This is a genomic window from Bacillus sp. 22446 (assembly GCF_052044955.1).
In the GTDB taxonomy this organism is placed as follows: domain Bacteria; phylum Bacillota; class Bacilli; order Bacillales; family Bacillaceae; genus Bacillus; species Bacillus altitudinis.
Genome location: NZ_JBQEOD010000001.1, coordinates 457,696 through 473,792 on the forward strand (window position 1 = coordinate 457,696; position 16,097 = coordinate 473,792).

22 protein-coding genes are annotated in these 16,097 nt (G+C 38.4%); 10 read left to right on the forward strand and 12 right to left on the reverse strand.

Translation table 11 applies throughout. The annotated features are described in order from the left end of the window. Positions 1-12: 12 nt before the first annotated feature. Both yqeH and ACTJJD_RS02500 read right to left on the reverse strand, forming a co-directional pair. Positions 13-1,113, reverse strand: coding sequence for a ribosome biogenesis GTPase YqeH (yqeH, locus tag ACTJJD_RS02495; protein WP_007501357.1), 1,101 nt, complete (start codon positions 1,111-1,113; stop codon positions 13-15). A gap of 2 nt (positions 1,114-1,115) precedes the next feature. After that, positions 1,116-1,637, reverse strand: a complete 522-nt coding sequence (locus ACTJJD_RS02500; protein ID WP_008356191.1) for a YqeG family HAD IIIA-type phosphatase — start codon at positions 1,635-1,637, stop codon at positions 1,116-1,118. A gap of 362 nt (positions 1,638-1,999) precedes the next feature. Here ACTJJD_RS02500 and ACTJJD_RS02505 point away from each other — a divergent pair, with 362 nt between their 5' ends. Further along, positions 2,000-2,140 carry a sporulation histidine kinase inhibitor Sda gene (locus tag ACTJJD_RS02505; RefSeq protein ID WP_003217327.1) on the forward strand — a complete coding sequence of 47 codons (141 nt, stop codon included), beginning with the start codon at positions 2,000-2,002 and terminating at the stop codon, positions 2,138-2,140. Positions 2,141-2,276: 136 nt separating this feature from the next. Here ACTJJD_RS02505 and ACTJJD_RS02510 read toward each other — a convergent pair whose 3' ends face one another. From ACTJJD_RS02510 to ACTJJD_RS02525, 4 genes are all read right to left on the reverse strand, one after another. Continuing rightward, positions 2,277-2,426 (reverse strand): hypothetical protein, encoded by a 150-nt coding sequence (locus ACTJJD_RS02510; protein WP_003217499.1) that lies wholly within the window; start codon positions 2,424-2,426, stop codon positions 2,277-2,279. Positions 2,427-2,504: 78 nt separating this feature from the next. Beyond that, a complete protein-coding gene (locus ACTJJD_RS02515; RefSeq protein ID WP_169476094.1) occupies positions 2,505-3,233 on the reverse strand; it encodes an SGNH/GDSL hydrolase family protein in 729 nt (242 codons plus the stop codon). 71 nt (positions 3,234-3,304) lie between these two features. After that, on the reverse strand, positions 3,305-4,045 hold the full coding sequence (locus ACTJJD_RS02520) for a polysaccharide deacetylase family protein (RefSeq protein WP_163116347.1): 741 nt from the start codon (positions 4,043-4,045) through the stop codon (positions 3,305-3,307). Positions 4,046-4,211: 166 nt separating this feature from the next. Beyond that, complete coding sequence (locus ACTJJD_RS02525) at positions 4,212-5,333, reverse strand: tetratricopeptide repeat protein (RefSeq protein WP_007501361.1); 1,122 nt, start codon at positions 5,331-5,333, stop codon at positions 4,212-4,214. 231 nt (positions 5,334-5,564) lie between these two features. Here ACTJJD_RS02525 and sigK point away from each other — a divergent pair, with 231 nt between their 5' ends. Beyond that, a complete protein-coding gene (sigK, locus tag ACTJJD_RS02530; RefSeq protein ID WP_058014952.1) occupies positions 5,565-6,293 on the forward strand; it encodes an RNA polymerase sporulation sigma factor SigK in 729 nt (242 codons plus the stop codon). Between the two features lie 151 nt (positions 6,294-6,444). On the opposite strand, the gene ACTJJD_RS02535 is transcribed toward sigK, so the two are convergent. Both ACTJJD_RS02535 and ACTJJD_RS02540 read right to left on the reverse strand, forming a co-directional pair. Beyond that, positions 6,445-6,726: a DUF3986 family protein gene (locus ACTJJD_RS02535; RefSeq protein ID WP_178897028.1), complete on the reverse strand. Its 282-nt coding sequence runs from the start codon at positions 6,724-6,726 to the stop codon at positions 6,445-6,447. Positions 6,727-6,756: 30 nt separating this feature from the next. Beyond that, positions 6,757-7,167: an Imm1 family immunity protein gene (locus ACTJJD_RS02540; RefSeq protein ID WP_144668553.1), complete on the reverse strand. Its 411-nt coding sequence runs from the start codon at positions 7,165-7,167 to the stop codon at positions 6,757-6,759. Positions 7,168-7,509: 342 nt separating this feature from the next. Between ACTJJD_RS02540 and ACTJJD_RS02545 the strand changes: the two genes are divergently transcribed. Further along, the gene (locus tag ACTJJD_RS02545; protein ID WP_048003091.1) at positions 7,510-8,016 is read left to right on the forward strand and encodes a restriction endonuclease; all 507 of its coding nucleotides are present in this window, start codon (positions 7,510-7,512) and stop codon (positions 8,014-8,016) included. A 109-nt stretch (positions 8,017-8,125) separates the two neighbouring features. Here the strand turns inward: ACTJJD_RS02545 and ACTJJD_RS02550 are convergent, their stop codons facing one another. The 3 genes from ACTJJD_RS02550 to ACTJJD_RS02560 form a co-directional block, all read right to left on the reverse strand. Further along, a complete protein-coding gene (locus ACTJJD_RS02550; RefSeq protein ID WP_440608065.1) occupies positions 8,126-9,520 on the reverse strand; it encodes a polysaccharide deacetylase family protein in 1,395 nt (464 codons plus the stop codon). A gap of 154 nt (positions 9,521-9,674) precedes the next feature. Then, positions 9,675-10,229 (reverse strand): hypothetical protein, encoded by a 555-nt coding sequence (locus tag ACTJJD_RS02555; protein ID WP_017358048.1) that lies wholly within the window; start codon positions 10,227-10,229, stop codon positions 9,675-9,677. Then, on the reverse strand, positions 10,183-10,785 hold the full coding sequence (locus tag ACTJJD_RS02560; RefSeq protein ID WP_319078268.1) for a GNAT family N-acetyltransferase: 603 nt from the start codon (positions 10,783-10,785) through the stop codon (positions 10,183-10,185). The genes ACTJJD_RS02555 and ACTJJD_RS02560 overlap by 47 nt, the downstream gene beginning before the upstream one ends. A gap of 287 nt (positions 10,786-11,072) precedes the next feature. Here ACTJJD_RS02560 and ACTJJD_RS02565 point away from each other — a divergent pair, with 287 nt between their 5' ends. The 5 genes from ACTJJD_RS02565 to ACTJJD_RS02585 all read left to right on the forward strand — a co-directional run bounded on the left by ACTJJD_RS02565 (position 11,073) and on the right by ACTJJD_RS02585 (position 14,967). After that, on the forward strand, positions 11,073-11,399 hold the full coding sequence (locus ACTJJD_RS02565; RefSeq protein ID WP_017358050.1) for an uberolysin/carnocyclin family circular bacteriocin: 327 nt from the start codon (positions 11,073-11,075) through the stop codon (positions 11,397-11,399). 299 nt (positions 11,400-11,698) lie between these two features. After that, positions 11,699-13,237 carry a hypothetical protein gene (locus ACTJJD_RS02570; protein ID WP_440608066.1) on the forward strand — a complete coding sequence of 513 codons (1,539 nt, stop codon included), beginning with the start codon at positions 11,699-11,701 and terminating at the stop codon, positions 13,235-13,237. 1 nt (position 13,238) lies between these two features. Further along, complete coding sequence (locus ACTJJD_RS02575) at positions 13,239-13,739, forward strand: stage II sporulation protein M (protein WP_440608067.1); 501 nt, start codon at positions 13,239-13,241, stop codon at positions 13,737-13,739. A 21-nt stretch (positions 13,740-13,760) separates the two neighbouring features. Beyond that, a complete protein-coding gene (locus tag ACTJJD_RS02580) occupies positions 13,761-14,306 on the forward strand; it encodes a hypothetical protein (protein WP_045034088.1) in 546 nt (181 codons plus the stop codon). After that, a complete protein-coding gene (locus tag ACTJJD_RS02585) occupies positions 14,299-14,967 on the forward strand; it encodes an ABC transporter ATP-binding protein (protein ID WP_440608068.1) in 669 nt (222 codons plus the stop codon). The genes ACTJJD_RS02580 and ACTJJD_RS02585 overlap by 8 nt, the downstream gene beginning before the upstream one ends. A gap of 52 nt (positions 14,968-15,019) precedes the next feature. On the opposite strand, the gene ACTJJD_RS02590 is transcribed toward ACTJJD_RS02585, so the two are convergent. Then, positions 15,020-15,313, reverse strand: coding sequence for a CotD family spore coat protein (locus ACTJJD_RS02590; RefSeq protein ID WP_096881650.1), 294 nt, complete (start codon positions 15,311-15,313; stop codon positions 15,020-15,022). Positions 15,314-15,497: 184 nt separating this feature from the next. On the opposite strand from ACTJJD_RS02590, the gene ACTJJD_RS02595 reads away from it, so the two are divergent. Together ACTJJD_RS02595 and ACTJJD_RS02600 are read left to right on the forward strand one after the other, a co-directional pair. Continuing rightward, the gene (locus ACTJJD_RS02595; protein ID WP_024718781.1) at positions 15,498-15,815 is read left to right on the forward strand and encodes a hypothetical protein; all 318 of its coding nucleotides are present in this window, start codon (positions 15,498-15,500) and stop codon (positions 15,813-15,815) included. A 27-nt stretch (positions 15,816-15,842) separates the two neighbouring features. After that, positions 15,843-16,064, forward strand: a complete 222-nt coding sequence (locus tag ACTJJD_RS02600; protein ID WP_224558471.1) for a hypothetical protein — start codon at positions 15,843-15,845, stop codon at positions 16,062-16,064. Positions 16,065-16,097: the final 33 nt, after the last annotated feature.

Consider the following 16,097-nt stretch of genomic DNA (forward strand, 5'->3'; position numbering starts at 1 on the left):
CCCTCTGAACATTTAAATTAACGAACGTCTCATAAACACGTGCACGCCTTTTGGCGCATACACTTTGATTTGTTTCCCAGCATCATTCGCCGTCACCCAGCCTAATCCTGAAAAGACAATGTCCATTTTTGGCTGATCGATGGTGAAAGTGTGCGGAACGAGCGGCGGGAAATCTTCCATTCCCTCTTTTGATGGCGGTGAAAGCAGTTCACCTGCATGCTTTTCATATAAGTCATCTGCATTCTCCATCTTCGTCCTATGAATGTTGAGTTCATTTGGCATATAGCAGACAAAGGATGTTCTGCCGCCTTTTACATAATCAAATCGAGCCAGTCCGCCAAAGTAAAGCGTTTGAGCTTCATTTAACTGGAACGTTCTCGGTTTCAATTCTTTTTTGGGCGTTAAAATCTTTAAGTCATTTTTGCCGACATAGTGCGCCATTTGATGGCGGTTGATGATCCCCGGTGTATCGAATAAAGCAGACCCGTCATCAAGCGGGATTTCAATCGCATCAAGTGTTGTCCCTGGGTATTGGGATGTGGTGATCACATTCTCTTCTCCAGACACCTCTTTGATAATGCGGTTAATAAATGTTGATTTCCCAACATTTGTACAGCCGACAACATAGACATTTCTACCCTCACGGTAATGATCAATGGCCTCCATGACCTCAGGCACACCTTGTCCTCTGCTCGCACTGATTAAAAACACATCGATCGGATTGAGCCCATTTTCTTTTGCTTCCCGCTTCATCCATTGAACAAGACGGTCTTTTTTCACGGATTTCGGTAAAATATCTACCTTGTTGCCGACAAGTAAAATGGGATTACCACCAACAATACGGCTCAGTCCATTAATCCAGCTTCCGTTAAAGTCAAAAATATCAACGACCTTGACGATCAGAGAATCAGTCTCGCCAATGCTGTGTAAAATATTTAAAAAGTCGTCTTCTGTTAAAGATACATCCTGAATTTCATTGTAGTTCTTTAACCTAAAACAGCGCTGACAGATCACATCTTCTTTCAATAGAGATGCTGCCGGCGCATATCCTAATTGATCTTTATCTTCCGTCTGAATGGCTACACCGCAGCCAATACAAACAACCTTTTCCATTATTACTCTTCCTCCCACTGAATGTGGCCCTTACGCTTTAAGGCTCCTAAAATTCTGCGTTCAATCTGCCTGTTAAACTTCGTGAAAAATCCGTCCGATGCCGCAACAGGTACAACCAAAATGGTATGGAAGCCATGCCTGTTTCCGCCAAGCACATCTGTCATAAGCTGATCGCCAATGACAACCACATCTTCTTTCTTCAATTGCATATCAGCGACGGCCTTATTAAAGGCTCTTCCCATCGGTTTTCTCGCTTTATAAATAAACGGGATATGAACCGGCTCAGAAAAAAGCTTGACCCTTTTTTCATTATTGTTCGATACAATCGTCACCTGTATCCCGTGATCTTTCATCTCTTGAAACCATTCAATTAAACGCGGGGTCGCACTTGGACGATCCCATTCTACTAGTGTGTTATCTAAATCCGTAATAATTCCTTTTACATTTCGTTCTTTTAGTTTTTGCGGCGAAATGTGGAAAATACTTTTCACAAATTCATCCGGTAAGAAATACTTCTTTAGCACAATTTGCACCCTTTCTTCCATTGGTTTTTCAGCGATTGTGTCGAATCAAATCACAATTTGTCTGTCTATCGAATACAATGAAAAAGTTTTCGACATATGATGAGGACCTTCAACAGGTGTGGATAATTTTACACACATTATCCACCTATATTTCATCACGCTTTCATTCAATTATAAACACTCTACCCACAAGTTATCCACTTAACCATGTGGATAACAGAACGATTGTTCTTGTTTCCCATTCATGGTAGATTAAAGGTACTTCAAAGACATTCGATCAACCTATGATGATATGTCTTTTCCTCAAGTTTTATGCCAACTTTTTCAGGGGAGGTGTTTTTCCCATCATATGGGTTTCTAGTATGAAAAAGCTGTCAGATGATTTACTTATAGAATCGTATTATAAAGCAAATGAAATGAACTTAAATCGCGACTTCATTGAATTAATTGAGACAGAAATGAAAAGACGTTCGCTCGGGCATATGCTCTCTGTTTCCTCTTAATTCCATATATCCAGGAACCATGCCTCCCGAGCACTCTCCTTTTTTAAACTCAGGTGACTGATATTATATCACTTGCGCTATAGGCTTACTACTATTTTCCGTAAAAAACACCCCTTCTGATCAAAGAAGAGGTGTCTTATTTGCAAGGCTGTTCATTCCAAAACCATAACCCTCCACCTACGACCAAAATAACGACAAGGAACACAACAAGAAAAGCGTAACCGATTCCTGCTCCTTGAGCTGGATAAGGTGAACACGCAGGGTAAGGATAAGGACATCCCCACATATCAGTTACCTCCTTCTAAGAAGATATACTGTTAGACTATGCTGGATGGATCGTCTTGTTTAGGCTGATGGCCTGCATTTAAAAATGTTTAATGACATCACGCTCTTTGATTTCGTTATAAATGATTCTTGCCCCTTTTGGTGTCATATGATTGCCAGAAGGGTCAATGAGGCCAGATTGAATCAAGGCGTTGTCACTATCTTCACCCGCTTCTCGGATGAACGCTTTCCAATTGTCGACAAGCGGCACTTGCTGTTTTTCAGCTACTTGTCTTGTGATGTCATTGTATGAGTTTTGCCAAGCTCTCGCCCCGCCTCTCTCAGCAAAATAAGATGACTTATATCTAGAATAATAATACAAGCCCTTTTTGCCTCCTTCCACCACAGGCACGCACGTCATGAGGATCGGGGTAATTCCCTCTTTCCTACTTTCAGAAATGAAGTAGGATAAGTTTTCTTTAAATCGTTTTTTGGTCACACGGGGATGTTTCCCGTCTAGAATCGCCGCATCATTTGTACCGAACATGATGAGGACGTAAGTTGGTTTTTGTTTTAAAATATCCTGCTCAAAGCGCAGCTTCGCATCCTCTGTTGTCTGCCCGCCAATCCCGGCATTCTGTACCTTGATTTGGCCGCGCTCGACGTTTTTCATGAGATTCACCCATTTTTCAGATGTGGGATAATCTCGAAAATCCCAGTTCGATCCTCTTGTGTTACTGTCACCAAATGCAATCACACTTTCCTGCACTGGTTTTGAGCACCCAGCAGCAACACATAACAGGATGAAAAGGAAAACAAATTTCTTCACAACATTCACCTCCAAAAGCCCTCTTCATATAGTAAACGACAAGACTTTTGGTTTCAATGAATGACTGTTTCTTATTGTAATTGAACCGGCAGATAATCTCTGTTATGGTGCACCAGTTCGCTTACTTTCACAAACTCATAGCCCCTTTTCTTTAGTTCAGGTACGACTTGTTTCAGCGCTTCTACTGTCTGCTTACGATTTCCTCCGCCATCATGTAAAAGGATGATATCACCGCCCTGAATATTCTCAATAATACGGCTGGCAATTTTGTGTGCACCTGGCCTAGACCAGTCCTTCGGATCTTGCGTAAAGGACCACATCACGACATCGTATCCTTGCTTAGAAAGAATGCGGAATGACTTCATCGTCAAGCGCCCGCCCGGGGGACGAAATAATAAGGGTCCGCCAGGCTGGAGTGAAGCGATATGAGCCGCTGATTCTTTTAATTCTTGCTTGATTTCTTTCGATGACAAAAGGTCAAAATACGTATGGTTCATCGTGTGATTGCCAAGCTCATTTCCTTCGCTCACAATCCGCTCTGCGAGCAGGGGATATGCATGAATACGGCTTCCGATGACAAAAAAGCTGGCATTCACTTCATGCTCTCTCAGTACATCTAGTATTTGATTTGTGTATACCGGATGAGGCCCATCATCAAAGGTTAACGCAATCTTTTTCCGTTCCTCTCTCATGTCCCAAAAGGCTCGTCCCGTTTTTTCTAGGTCGATTCTTTTTAATGTACGCGCCTCTATGTTACCAGGAACAAAAGCGCATAATACCAATATACATAACAAGATATGCAACCCTTTCATCAGATCGCCTCCACAGAACATCATTTCACATTAAATTGCCCGCTTTCTGATGAATTCATTCAAGTTTCGTGATCGTCTACGCTTCTTTTTCACATAAAAAAAGCCGGCCCATTAGGCCCGCTTTTTGTCTCACGTTTGGTTTCTCTCTTCAACTGTCGAACGTTGCTTAGAATTCATACAGACACTCTCCTTCTTGGATTTGATTTTGAGCCCATAGCAATTTTTGATAATACTGGTTGGACTTCTGGTATTGTTGAGAGGTTTCTAAGGCTGTCGCAATTTCTAGTGAGATATCCTCTATATAAGAGTATAGGCTAAGTTTTTCCAAATAATCAATGGTTTTTTGCAGTTGTTCTTCATTGATTTCCTGAACATATAAAGCATCCAGATACTCAAACATATGACAGAACAGCTGGTCTTCATGCTTCTTTGCGGCCAATTTCCCATCCTCTAATATGCGCCTTGCTTCAGTCTGCTCATTTTGTCTAAAAAGCAGCTTGGCCAGTGTATAAAGTGTATGAGGCAGCGTGGGAAGCAGTTCTTTTTTGGCGAGGTCAGCCGATTCGGTTAAATATCGTTCTGCTTCTTCTCGATAACCTAACTCCCCGTAACATTTCCCTAAATTATAGAGTGCTGAGCTATAAATGCGCGGGTGATCAATTTCGGATGCGAGTTGTTTCGCCTTTTTCAAGTGAGGCAGTGCTCGATCTTTACGTTTTAAATCTTGATAATTTCCCGAGATGACAAAGAGGCACTGAATAATGCGAATGGAATATGCATCATGCTGATCGTATATTTCAAGCGCTTTTAAAATATGGTGCATGGAGACATGCGTTTGTTTCATTATATAGTAGGCTTCTGCTACTTTAAAATGAAACTCAGCCTGCTCAATATCATCAAATACCATAGACAGCTGTTTTTCTGCCATGCGATAATATTTGACGGCCTCCAAATATTCTTTTTGACTAAACTCATGCATGCCACGAAAAAATGCATGGTAATAATGCAGCATATCAGATAACTCATGATTGGAATTTTCGATTTTATCGACAAGGTTAGATACTGAGAAAGGTTGATATTTTGAAGGGTGTATATAGTCGAGCATAATTTGGTGCCGAAAACACATGAGCTGATAATAAATCAGTAAATGCTGGTCCTCTTCCATACGTTCAATTTCCGCTTCTACTTCCGCTTTCAAGATTTCCGCATCTGGAACACTGAACTGCCGTATCATTCGATACCATTCATTAATTTTCATACCGACATGTGAAGAAAGAACCTTCCCCATGTTCCGAAAAAACCCCTTCCTTTTCGGTCTAATATTACATATTTTAGCACGCTTCTAGACCGCCAAGCACCGCAAAGAAACCGCAAACATATGAGAGGTGCAGCAAAAACATACGCACAGAAGCACGTTTCTTTCAAATAAGATGATTTTTTCATCGTACAGACACAGACAATCCTTCCTTCACATACATTTGAGGATATAGGCAGCGGCCTAAACATGGTGGAGGTGAAAATCGTGGCAGGAGTATTTACAGCGATGGGATTGATGGTCAAAGAATTGGTGTTTTTAGTGTCCTATGTCAAAAACAATGCCTTTCCACAACCCCTTTCGGGAGATGATGAGAAAAAATACTTAGCCCTCATGGCAGAGGGCGATGAACACGCAAGAAACATGCTGATTGAACATAACCTTCGGCTCGTCGCCCATATTGTCAAGAAATTTGAAAATACCGGGGAAGACGCTGAAGACCTCATCTCCATCGGGACGATCGGACTCATTAAAGCCATCGAAAGCTATTCCTCTGGAAAAGGAACAAAGCTGGCAACTTATGCGGCGCGGTGTATTGAAAATGAAATTCTCATGCACTTACGCGCACTCAAAAAAACAAAAAAGGACGTCTCTCTGCATGACCCCATCGGTCAAGATAAAGAAGGCAACGAAATTTCATTAATTGACGTCTTAAAATCAGAAAATGAAGACGTGATTGATACCATTCAGCTCAACATGGAGCTTGAAAAAGTAAAAGAATATATCGACATTCTCGACGGCCGGGAAAAAGAAGTCATCGTCGGCCGGTTCGGTTTGGACTTAAAAAAAGAGAAAACGCAGCGGGAAATAGCCAAGGAGCTCGGGATATCAAGGAGTTATGTGTCTCGGATTGAGAAGCGAGCGCTGATGAAGATGTTTCATGAGTTTTACCGGGCAGAGAAGGAGAAACGGAAGCGGGAGAAGGGGAAATGATTTGAAAGATGTAAAAAAATCCATTCATTTTGGGTTGATAAAAAAACAGACCACATTAGGTCTGTTTTTTTATTTTGACCATTCTTTGTTTCTTATATAAGACTGACCCTTATTAGATTTAAAAATACTCTAAAGGCTAAGAGATATCTGTTCACTCCATTGACTTCAATATCCCGTTTTCTTTTAAAAAACGCTCAAACAGCTGATTTCCTTCACCTTCAATTTTGTCATCTTCAATAGAATACTCGCCAATCAACAGCCCTAAATCTTCATATTTTTCATAATGCTTTAAAAGCGTGATCCCATACCATGTATGGTCAAAGAATAATTGCCACTTTCCTGTTTCTAAACTCTTAAAAAACACCCCTTCAACATCAAGACCATGTTCGTAATAGCCAACATGTACATGCATGGTATCATCTAAACGACACATTTTATTCTCCTTCTTGTTCCCCGTAAAACTTTATAGATCTTGCTGAAAATCAATCGTCCTCAACTCCACCCATTCAACACTATCAGGTACCGATTTTGTTTTTAGAAAATGTTGAACGATTTCATAAGCTTGATGTCGATCGACGTAGCTGCATGAAGGTACATACAATGGTGCGCCTGCAACGACATGCTTGATCGTTTCTATCTTCTCTACTTTTTTAAAAGGAACCAAAAAATCTGGATATCTCATAAGAAAAAAGCCATAAGGTTCATGATAAAAGAAAACAAGACTTTCCGTTTCCCAATCTTCATCCACTTCAATAGAAGATTCTCCATTCCCTTGTTTCCAATAGTCTTCACCCTTATGGAAGAAGATTTCTTTCATCCATTCTTCTCCCGGATTTTCCACTGGAGCACCGGTTGGTCCATAATACAAAAACATTCCATTCTCTCCTTCGACAACTATTGATTTCTCGTTCTCTTTCCTTCAAATGTGTAAAATGGATAAGTAAATGATGATTTATTCTGAAAGAATGCTTCTTAAATTCAATATTTTTTAATAGACCATTCATATTCAATTACTAAACTCCATTAATCTAAATTCTCCTTATTATGTTTCAACTCTTTATAAATAAATTAAATAAGTTTAAAGTTTTCATTTAACCAACTATAAAAATCTTAAACTCCTATGAAAAAACTTTAATTCTTTACTTTCAGACCGATTATAAAATTAAAGATACACCAATATTAAACAATATTTTTATTCTGAACAAAGGGGAATGACATGTACGATTTTTTCTTATTTATATTTTTTGTTAGCCTTATTTCCATAATAATTATTATTATATTGACCCTCATTGAAAGGACCAAAGAAAAAAATGAATTTGAAAAATTAAGCAAATCAGGAATCGATCAAATAGATGCTATGACAGGAAGAGAATTTGAAATCTATTTAAGCGTTCTATTTAGGAACCTAGGTTATAAAGTAAAATTAACTAAAGCTTCTGGTGACTACGGTGCTGATCTAATCTTGAAAAAATCTGGTTTGAGTATTGTAGTTCAAGCTAAAAGGTATAAAAAAAAAGTGGGGGTGAAATCTGTACAAGAAATCACTTCAGCAAGGTTTTATTATTCATCTGAATCATCATGGGTAGTTACTAATAATTATTTTACATCTCCAGCAATCGAATTAGCTGAAAAAACAGATGTTAAATTATTTGATAGAGATGATCTTGTTAACTTAATTTTAAAGTCAAAAGAATCAAACGAAAAAATAATTATTACCTATTGAATATTAACTAGATTAACTCTAAGAGGCATATATAATGGATCTAATTACTTCTTAAACAGAAAACAATTTCTATGTTCCGAAATTGTTTTCTCAATTAATTATCAATAAATTATTTTTTCTGTTCTTCCTTCCACTGCTCAAGCTCAGACACCGTCAATAATTGATATCCCTGTTTGGTGAGTTCTTTGATAATCGTGACGGCTGCGTTTGCTGAGGTGTCATAGATGTCGTGCATTAAGACCGTTTCACCGCTAGATACATGGGCTAGAATGTAGTTCGCGACGTATTGGCTGTTTCGATATTTCCAGTCTTCAGGATCCACATCCCAAAGGGTCACTTTCATGTGAAGAGCTTCGTTGATTTGCCCGTTTGTCCCGCCATATGGCGGTCTAAAATGAGTCGGTGTGAACCCGCTCGCTTTTTCAATGATTTGTTGCGTGTCTTCTACTTGTTTGACCGCTTGTTTTAAAGGAAGTCTTGTGAGCAAAGGGTGGTTATAGGAGTGGTTTCCAATTTCATTTCCACCCTTTCTGATTTCACTTAACATATCGGGATAATACTGAACCCTGCTGCCTAATACAAAAAATGTAGCATGTCCTTTGTTCTCTTTTAATGCTGTTAAAATTTTTGAGGTCGTTGATGGATTGGGCCCATCATCAAATGTGAGTGCAATGGCTTTTTGATTTGGATGAAATGTGGATGGTTTTGGCAATTTCACAATCTTTCTTGTTGGAATCGGTTCTTTTTTCTCGTTTTTGTTCATTTCTTTCTTAATATATTCGGGTTTTAATATTCCTTTCAGCAGTGTTTTCTTAATCGCTAACACTTGAGGGCCTTGATGATTTGGAGCGATTTGTCCTCTTGGAAAGTAGAATTCGATATAGCGATCCTTGATGGCAAAATACTGATAATTCTTCGCCACAGGAGACGTTCCCTGTTTGAGCAGCGACTGATTTTCAGCTAGCGTTCGATCTTTTTTTAATTCCTCAAAAGTCATATGAGATAATTTTTGAAGATTGTCCTTCTTTGATAGAAAGATATCGTTGATTGATAAAAATGTCTGTTTCTTGAAATCAAAGTTCATCACCTTCGTTTGATTGACGCCTTGCTTTCCGCCCTTCACTTCATATGTATTGAATTTGATTGCGACGGTTTGCTTGGCATAATGAATGATCTCATAATCGATGTTTAACTCGTATCGTTTTTCTTCATTGGCATCACTCGCTTGACTAAACGATGTTTTAAACTTTTCTAACGCTGTCTCTGCAAATCTTTTGATCTCCTGATCTAGTTTTTCTTGATGAAACAGCGGATAGTTGACAGCATATCTCATGAATTTCCCGTCATTCACAAGTGTGACAATTTCAACTTGTTTGTAGCTCGCATCTTGTTCTACTTTTTTTCTCTCTGTCCCGCTTGCCTGCTGGTTATGATAAAACGCAGCGATACCGATGACGATCGCAAGTACACACAGGACGAGACTGATCTTCCCTTTCATTGACACAATGATTCTCCTCTCGTGATGCCGTCATGTCTAAATGGCGTGTGTTTGTTGGATAGACTTTTCGCAGCCCCTTTTTAGTTTGCAAAAAACACATTTGTCACATTTTCGACATATTTTACGAGAGACATATAAAAAGGGCTTGATCGCTCAGCCCTTATTTTTGCATATACAGTTGGAATAACTTTGTTTCTTCATCAATAGAGCGTGCCTGGTCAAAAGCTGCTCTGACTGTCTTTGAGTTGTTCACCAGCTCATACAGCATGGTGAGAACAAAAATAAATGACGCATTTCCATCAATGTAGTCATCGGGCGCTGTATAGGATATCGCCCCTGTTTCTAAAAAAGCTTCTGCCACCTTTTTTTCGCCTAGTGTACAGCCTGTACATATAATGTGGACTCCATTTAACGAAGCATACCGCTTTATGTCATCCGCACCAAAAGCAGCACCTCTCGGCTCACCCTCTTCGTATACATCTTCTCCTAACTCCGGCATGAGAAACGCTCCTTCTTCTCCGTGAAAGGATAAAAGAATGAAATCCGTCTCGCCTCTATTCCTCCCGGATAAAACATTAATCAGGTCATTCGGTCTGCCTATCCAATGCATATCGACTTTTGCGCCAAAGTTTTCAAGTGCTGCACGAAGCGCAAAGGATTCCAGCTCACTATTTGGTCCGGCTGCCAATGTGATGCGCATGACTGGCTGGCTCATTTATATCCCCTCCAAACGATGATAAACATAGCACCATTTTTTCCTCATCTACATAAGCACCATTTATTTTTAGTGCTTTTTCTTCTACCGCATACGACTTAAATCCAACAGACCTGTAAAGATGTTTGGCTGGGTCATTTGTTGTGACCACTGTTAAATATATTTGTTCGATGTCTTTTTTTTCGCGTGCAAAAGAAAGAACTTTTGTCAGGAGTGCCTTCCCCATTCCTTTTCCGCGTCCATTAGCCGTTACATACATCGCTGCCACATTGGCACGGTGCTTTAATTTCTGCAAGGTTTCTTGTATGAGTGTAACCGAGCCGAGCAGCTGACCTTGATGAAAGGCACCGAATGTCCACATAGATTGTGTAGAGGCAAAACGAGCCTTATATTTATTCTTCGTATCTAGCTTCTCTTCCTCGTAACTCATAGCAAAACTCTCTGGATTTAATCGGAGTGCTTCTAATCTCAAGTTCGCATATTCTTGAGCATCTTCTGGTGTTAACAATCGAATATTCAGAAAATCGCCTCCATCAGAATGAATTGATACTTCCAATTTTATCTTGAAAGGCGCTTTTGATCAAAGAATATTGGTTCATTTACATATAACATATTTCTTATAGACTTTTAGGCTCTCTTTCGTTTTTGTGAAAACAAGGTCATTTTGATCATGTTCACTCGATATTTCCTATCCAAAACGATTCTTTTCTCACTTATCTTTTCACTTTTTTTATATTAACCTATAACTAATTCATAAAAAAAAGAAAAAAAAGGATTGATATGAACAAAAACATATCATAAGATAGAATAGTAATAAAAAGACAAAAAAGGGAGGAATTTGATATGACAGAAACAAGAAATGAAATCAAACTACATGTTCTTTTTGGTGCTTTAGCAGTAGGATTCCTTATGCTAGCTCTTTTTTCCTTCTCGCTACAAGTACTGCCAGTTGCTGATCTAGCAAAAGAATTTGGTATTCCAGGCAGTGTTGCCGCTGTAGTTCTTAATGTGGTTGAAGCGGGTGGAGCTGTCACTACAATTGTCTCCATTTTAACTGCTGTAGGTTCAGGCGGTCTTTCTCTTATTGCTGCAGCTGGTAAAGAGACAATTCGTCAATACCTTAAAAACGAAATTAAGAAAAAAGGCCGTAAAGCCGTTATCGCTTGGTAATTTATTTAACGACTCAATAGAAGGAGACTCTGTTCTCCTTCTATTTAAATTTTAGTGCAGGTGAGAAGATGTTATATCCATTATTATCACTACTTCTATCCATTAGACTGGAGCAACAGTATTCTAATATCGCTCAGTTCGTTATACGAAAAATTCCATTTCTCAAGTCGTTTTCTTCAAAACAGTACATATTTTTTTCTTGTATTCTTGATATCATATTCGGATGCATGATTGTATTCGTGATTTCTTCATTTCTTTACTCCCCCGTTTATCAAATAGAATGGGAAAGTGCTTTTGTGATGTTTTTATTTTTATTTTCTATCGTCAAAGGAATTGAATCTTATAGAAGAACTCATCTTCTTCCTTTTAAAGAATTGATACAGCTAGCACCTGTTTCCTCCAGACAACTTTTTCAAACGCTTCTGTTTTCAGAATTGATTTGGCTTGTGTTTACGAGTTTGAGCACTTATTTGATCTATTTTTTATTCCAATATGATATTGTTCAAACACACGATCTGGCATTCTGGTTAAAACATGTCAATGTGATGCTGACAAGTATCTTCCTATTTATCATCAGCAATAAGATATTCGGTGCTTATATCTATAACATCGTCGTGAAAAAAATCGGGGCTATTCGTGTCCTCTTTTTTGCAAGCATCGCTTTGCTTTTTTTCTTATTCGGAAGGGTTCTCATATTAAACATCATTTTCCCTTTTTATCACACCTTCCAAAAACTTTTTCAATCAATCTCATCGCTTGCAGAGGATTCGTTTTGGATCACTCTTTCAAACAAGCTGATCTCTTTATATCAACATGATCTTCAGCAAATGCATCATGCTTTATTTTCAGATGGCTCTGTTTTTCTACAATTTCAAGCCCTTTTTAATTCACCTATTACATTGATTGTTGTGATACTAGGTAGTGCGCTTGTCATGAGAAGTCCTGTTCGATGGATTCCAACGGAAAAAGATCAAGACCAAAGCTCAAAGCATTTTCGGGATTTATTTTATTGTTACTTTCAAGTACTGCATAAAATTCAGGGTTCGCTGTTTAGACAAAATGTGTTGATCCAAAAAGACATCAAGCTGCTGAAAGAAAAAAGGTGGCTCTTATCTAAAGAATTTTTTAATTATATGTTCATGTCATATGAAGCCTTCTTTTATATTGGTGTTTTTACCGGATTGATCTCGATCATCGATCAACAGGCCTTGCAAATTCAGCTGCTATTCACACTCAATATTATGATACTAGCGAATCAATCTTATGAGATGAGAATGCTGACACCTTCTATTTTTGCTTTAAGTGCTGAAAAAAAGAACATTTGGCTTTACGAGCTTTCTCAAATATCTCTTTTGCAATTTTTCTTATCAAAAATCCAGTTATTTTATTGTTTATTTTCCATACCAGCGCTCTTTTTACTATTCATTAATCTATCTATTATGACTGTGTATCAACTGTTTCATATTCAGATGCTCATTCAACTGGTGGTATTAGGGGTTGGCTTTTTCATTTTTCCTTTGATTCAGCTTTACTTGTTTCCATTCACAACGAAATTCAATTTTATTCATGAGCATGAAATAGGGACAACAAATGAGGAACTAGAGATCATCGATAAAGGTCAGGCATTTGCAAGAAACTTTCTTGTTCTGCCTTTTATGTACTATTTGATTTTGACCTCTTTTCTCCCTATATTGCAGCAATCCTCAGGGCTCGTAAACGTGCTGTTCGCTATATATTTTGTGATCGTTTCAGTGATTTGCTGGATATTATGCCGCAAGACCATTTATAAAGGAATTGAGTATGTTGAAAAAAATAAGATATTTTCTATCGGAGAATAGATTGATTCTACGCCTCGGCTATCTTTACGCCGGTGTATTTATTGCAGCTTTGCTCATTGGATGCCTCCTTCCTTATGATCAGATTCCTTATTTAAAAAAGGATGAAGACATGTTTTTTCTCTCTATTTTTTCAAACAATTTACAGGTTGGGCTTGCCATTCTAGGTATCGGGGCTTTTACTGGCGGCATTATGTCTGCTGGCATTCTTTTTTATAATGGCTATGTCATCGGAAAACTCATTCAGTTTTTGATAGCTCAGCATGAAGTGAAGCAGTTATTCACTGGCCTCATGCCGCATGCTTTTGTTGAGGTTCTTGGTTTGATCTTATTTTCAATCGTCAGTGCTTTTCCATTTATTTATCTTTACCGGTTTATGAAAGGTAAGGCCATTGATGTAAGAAAGCTGACTCGAACTGTGATTCAGTTAATCTTTGCCGCTATAGTGCTCTTGTTGATTGCCTCTCTTTTAGAGGAATATGTCAGCCATGTACATCTATCTTAGAAGAAAGGAGAATGTGGTTCTATGGAGCTACTTCTACGCCCTAAACAATTTTTCAACCAACATCAATCGACCAAAACTGTTATAGGCTTAGTCTTACTATCTTTATTTGTTTCAACTGTTTTTTTAACATTTTTCATTATTGATTTGTTAGTAGAGGAACCATTATCTGCGGGAAAACAATTAGCCAGCATTGTGTTTATCTTTTTACTGACAATCCCACTTTATTTCATATTGAATTTTCTCGGTACTGTCGTGACTTCAATTTATATGTACTTTTTTCATAAAACGTTTATTTTGCGCAAAATGTATTTTGTCATCTTGCTTTATAATGCGTTTCTTCTATTAGTGAATAGCGCAGCAATCTATTGTGTGATGGTACTCGATTTAGATCATTATTTTATCTTCATCCAAGCGGTTTCGTTTTTGATCAATTTGTACCTTTTACGCATCCTATATGATGGGATCATTTATTATGCTAAAGGATCAAAAAAAGCCGCCCTTGCGACCGTCATCTTGTATATGCTGGTGACCACTGTTTTTGTTATTGGAGGATTTATCAATGGCTAGTTTGCAAGTGTCTCAGCTATCTTTTCGTTATGAAACAACTGAAGAAAGCTCTCCCCTCCTTGATCAAGTATCCTTTCATCTGAAAGAAGGTGATCGTGCTTGTATTATCGGAAAAAACGGCAGCGGTAAATCGACACTTTTAAAGATCATCGCAGGTCTGCTTCCTTCAGTATCCGAAACGGTTTTACTCAATGAACAGCATCATCCTGGGTCAGCTCTTTATAAAGGGTTGGTCGCGTACATCCCAGATAAGCCTTTGGTTTATGATGCGCTGACTGGTATCGAGCATATGACTCTTATACAGTCGCTATGGAAAATGAATCAGTCAGAAAAAGAGGTATACAAAAAGACCTTTCTCTCGCTTTGTGATGCATTTGATTTAACTCATGCACTCAAGATGCCTGTCAAACAATATTCACTAGGCATGAGATATAAGCTTTTCTTTAATTGTATGGCGGCCAGATCACCAGAGCTAATCATTCTTGATGAACCTTTTACATCTCTTGATGAGGCATCTCAAATGCAGTCTATTTCTTTATTAAAAGAAGAATTCTCTGATCAATGTGTTTTATTTACAAGCCATCAGAGCTACCTTTATTCAGAATTAGGAAATCGTTTTTTCGAGCTTGATCACGGACAACTAAATGAAATAGAGCGTTAAACATACAAAAGGCATCCCATCACAGGATGCCTCACTTCTTTTCACCATTAAACTACCACTTACAGCGTTTGACCGGGCGGCAGCAAGGATTCTTGATATCACTACCACAGTCATATTCTTCCACAATATACTCATTTCGTGTAGATTGCGTCACAGGGTAGTAGTTTTCAATTCTTTTGATGTTTTTATTGACGTTTGTGATATGAGTTGGATGAATCTTTCTGATCGTTTGTTCATTTGTTCTCGTGTTGACAATTTGACGTGTAGGGGATACAACCGTTTCAACTTCTCCATGATTCCCTCTGCGAGGCCCAAAGAAAAAATTGTCTAATCGATTCCGGCTCATTCTCAACACCCCTTCAAGTTGTCTTTCACTTACACTCTATCGTATGTCAGAGGCACGATCAGTGATTAGATGCTTGTCTATTTTTGAAAAAATTCGCTTGTGATCTAGTAGTCTCTTTCTTTACAATAGGACAATTTTAACATATTATACAAATGATCTCTTGTGAAGGAAAGGACATTCATTGATGAAGACAAGACATAAACTTTTTTCATTTTTCATCCTTCTCGTCGTAGTTATCACCCTTCCCTTGCTGTCGCCTATGGTTTTTACAAATGCGACTGAAAGAGGAGCGATACGGCATGCCATTTATCAAGAAGGCTACCCTTACCAAAGCTATTTTGCTATTTTGCAAAAAAAGGACGATGTAGATCCTCAATATGGTCAGCTGTATGATGTGTATTGGCAGGCTTGGAAAAGCGAGACAGGAATGACACCTTCCGTCTGTTATTCAAAAAAGATAGAAGACCATGAATATAAGGTCAGCTGCGGAACTGCACCATAATATTTTTCAATAACTTTAAAATTAGAGGTGAACGATTTGATCAACACAACACAAACCATCGAACGAAACAAACTGGACATTGCACTTGAACTGACACAATTGCATTTGAATCGATATGAAGCAAATCATCCTGATCAGCTGAGTGAAATTTATGCGAAATATTATGCGCTTCTTGAAGTACTGGACGTATCCTCATCTGATCAATTAATGGATTTACTGCCAGATGAACTGAAACAAATACTTGATTAAAAAAGCCATCTATCCTGTGTGGATAGATGGTTT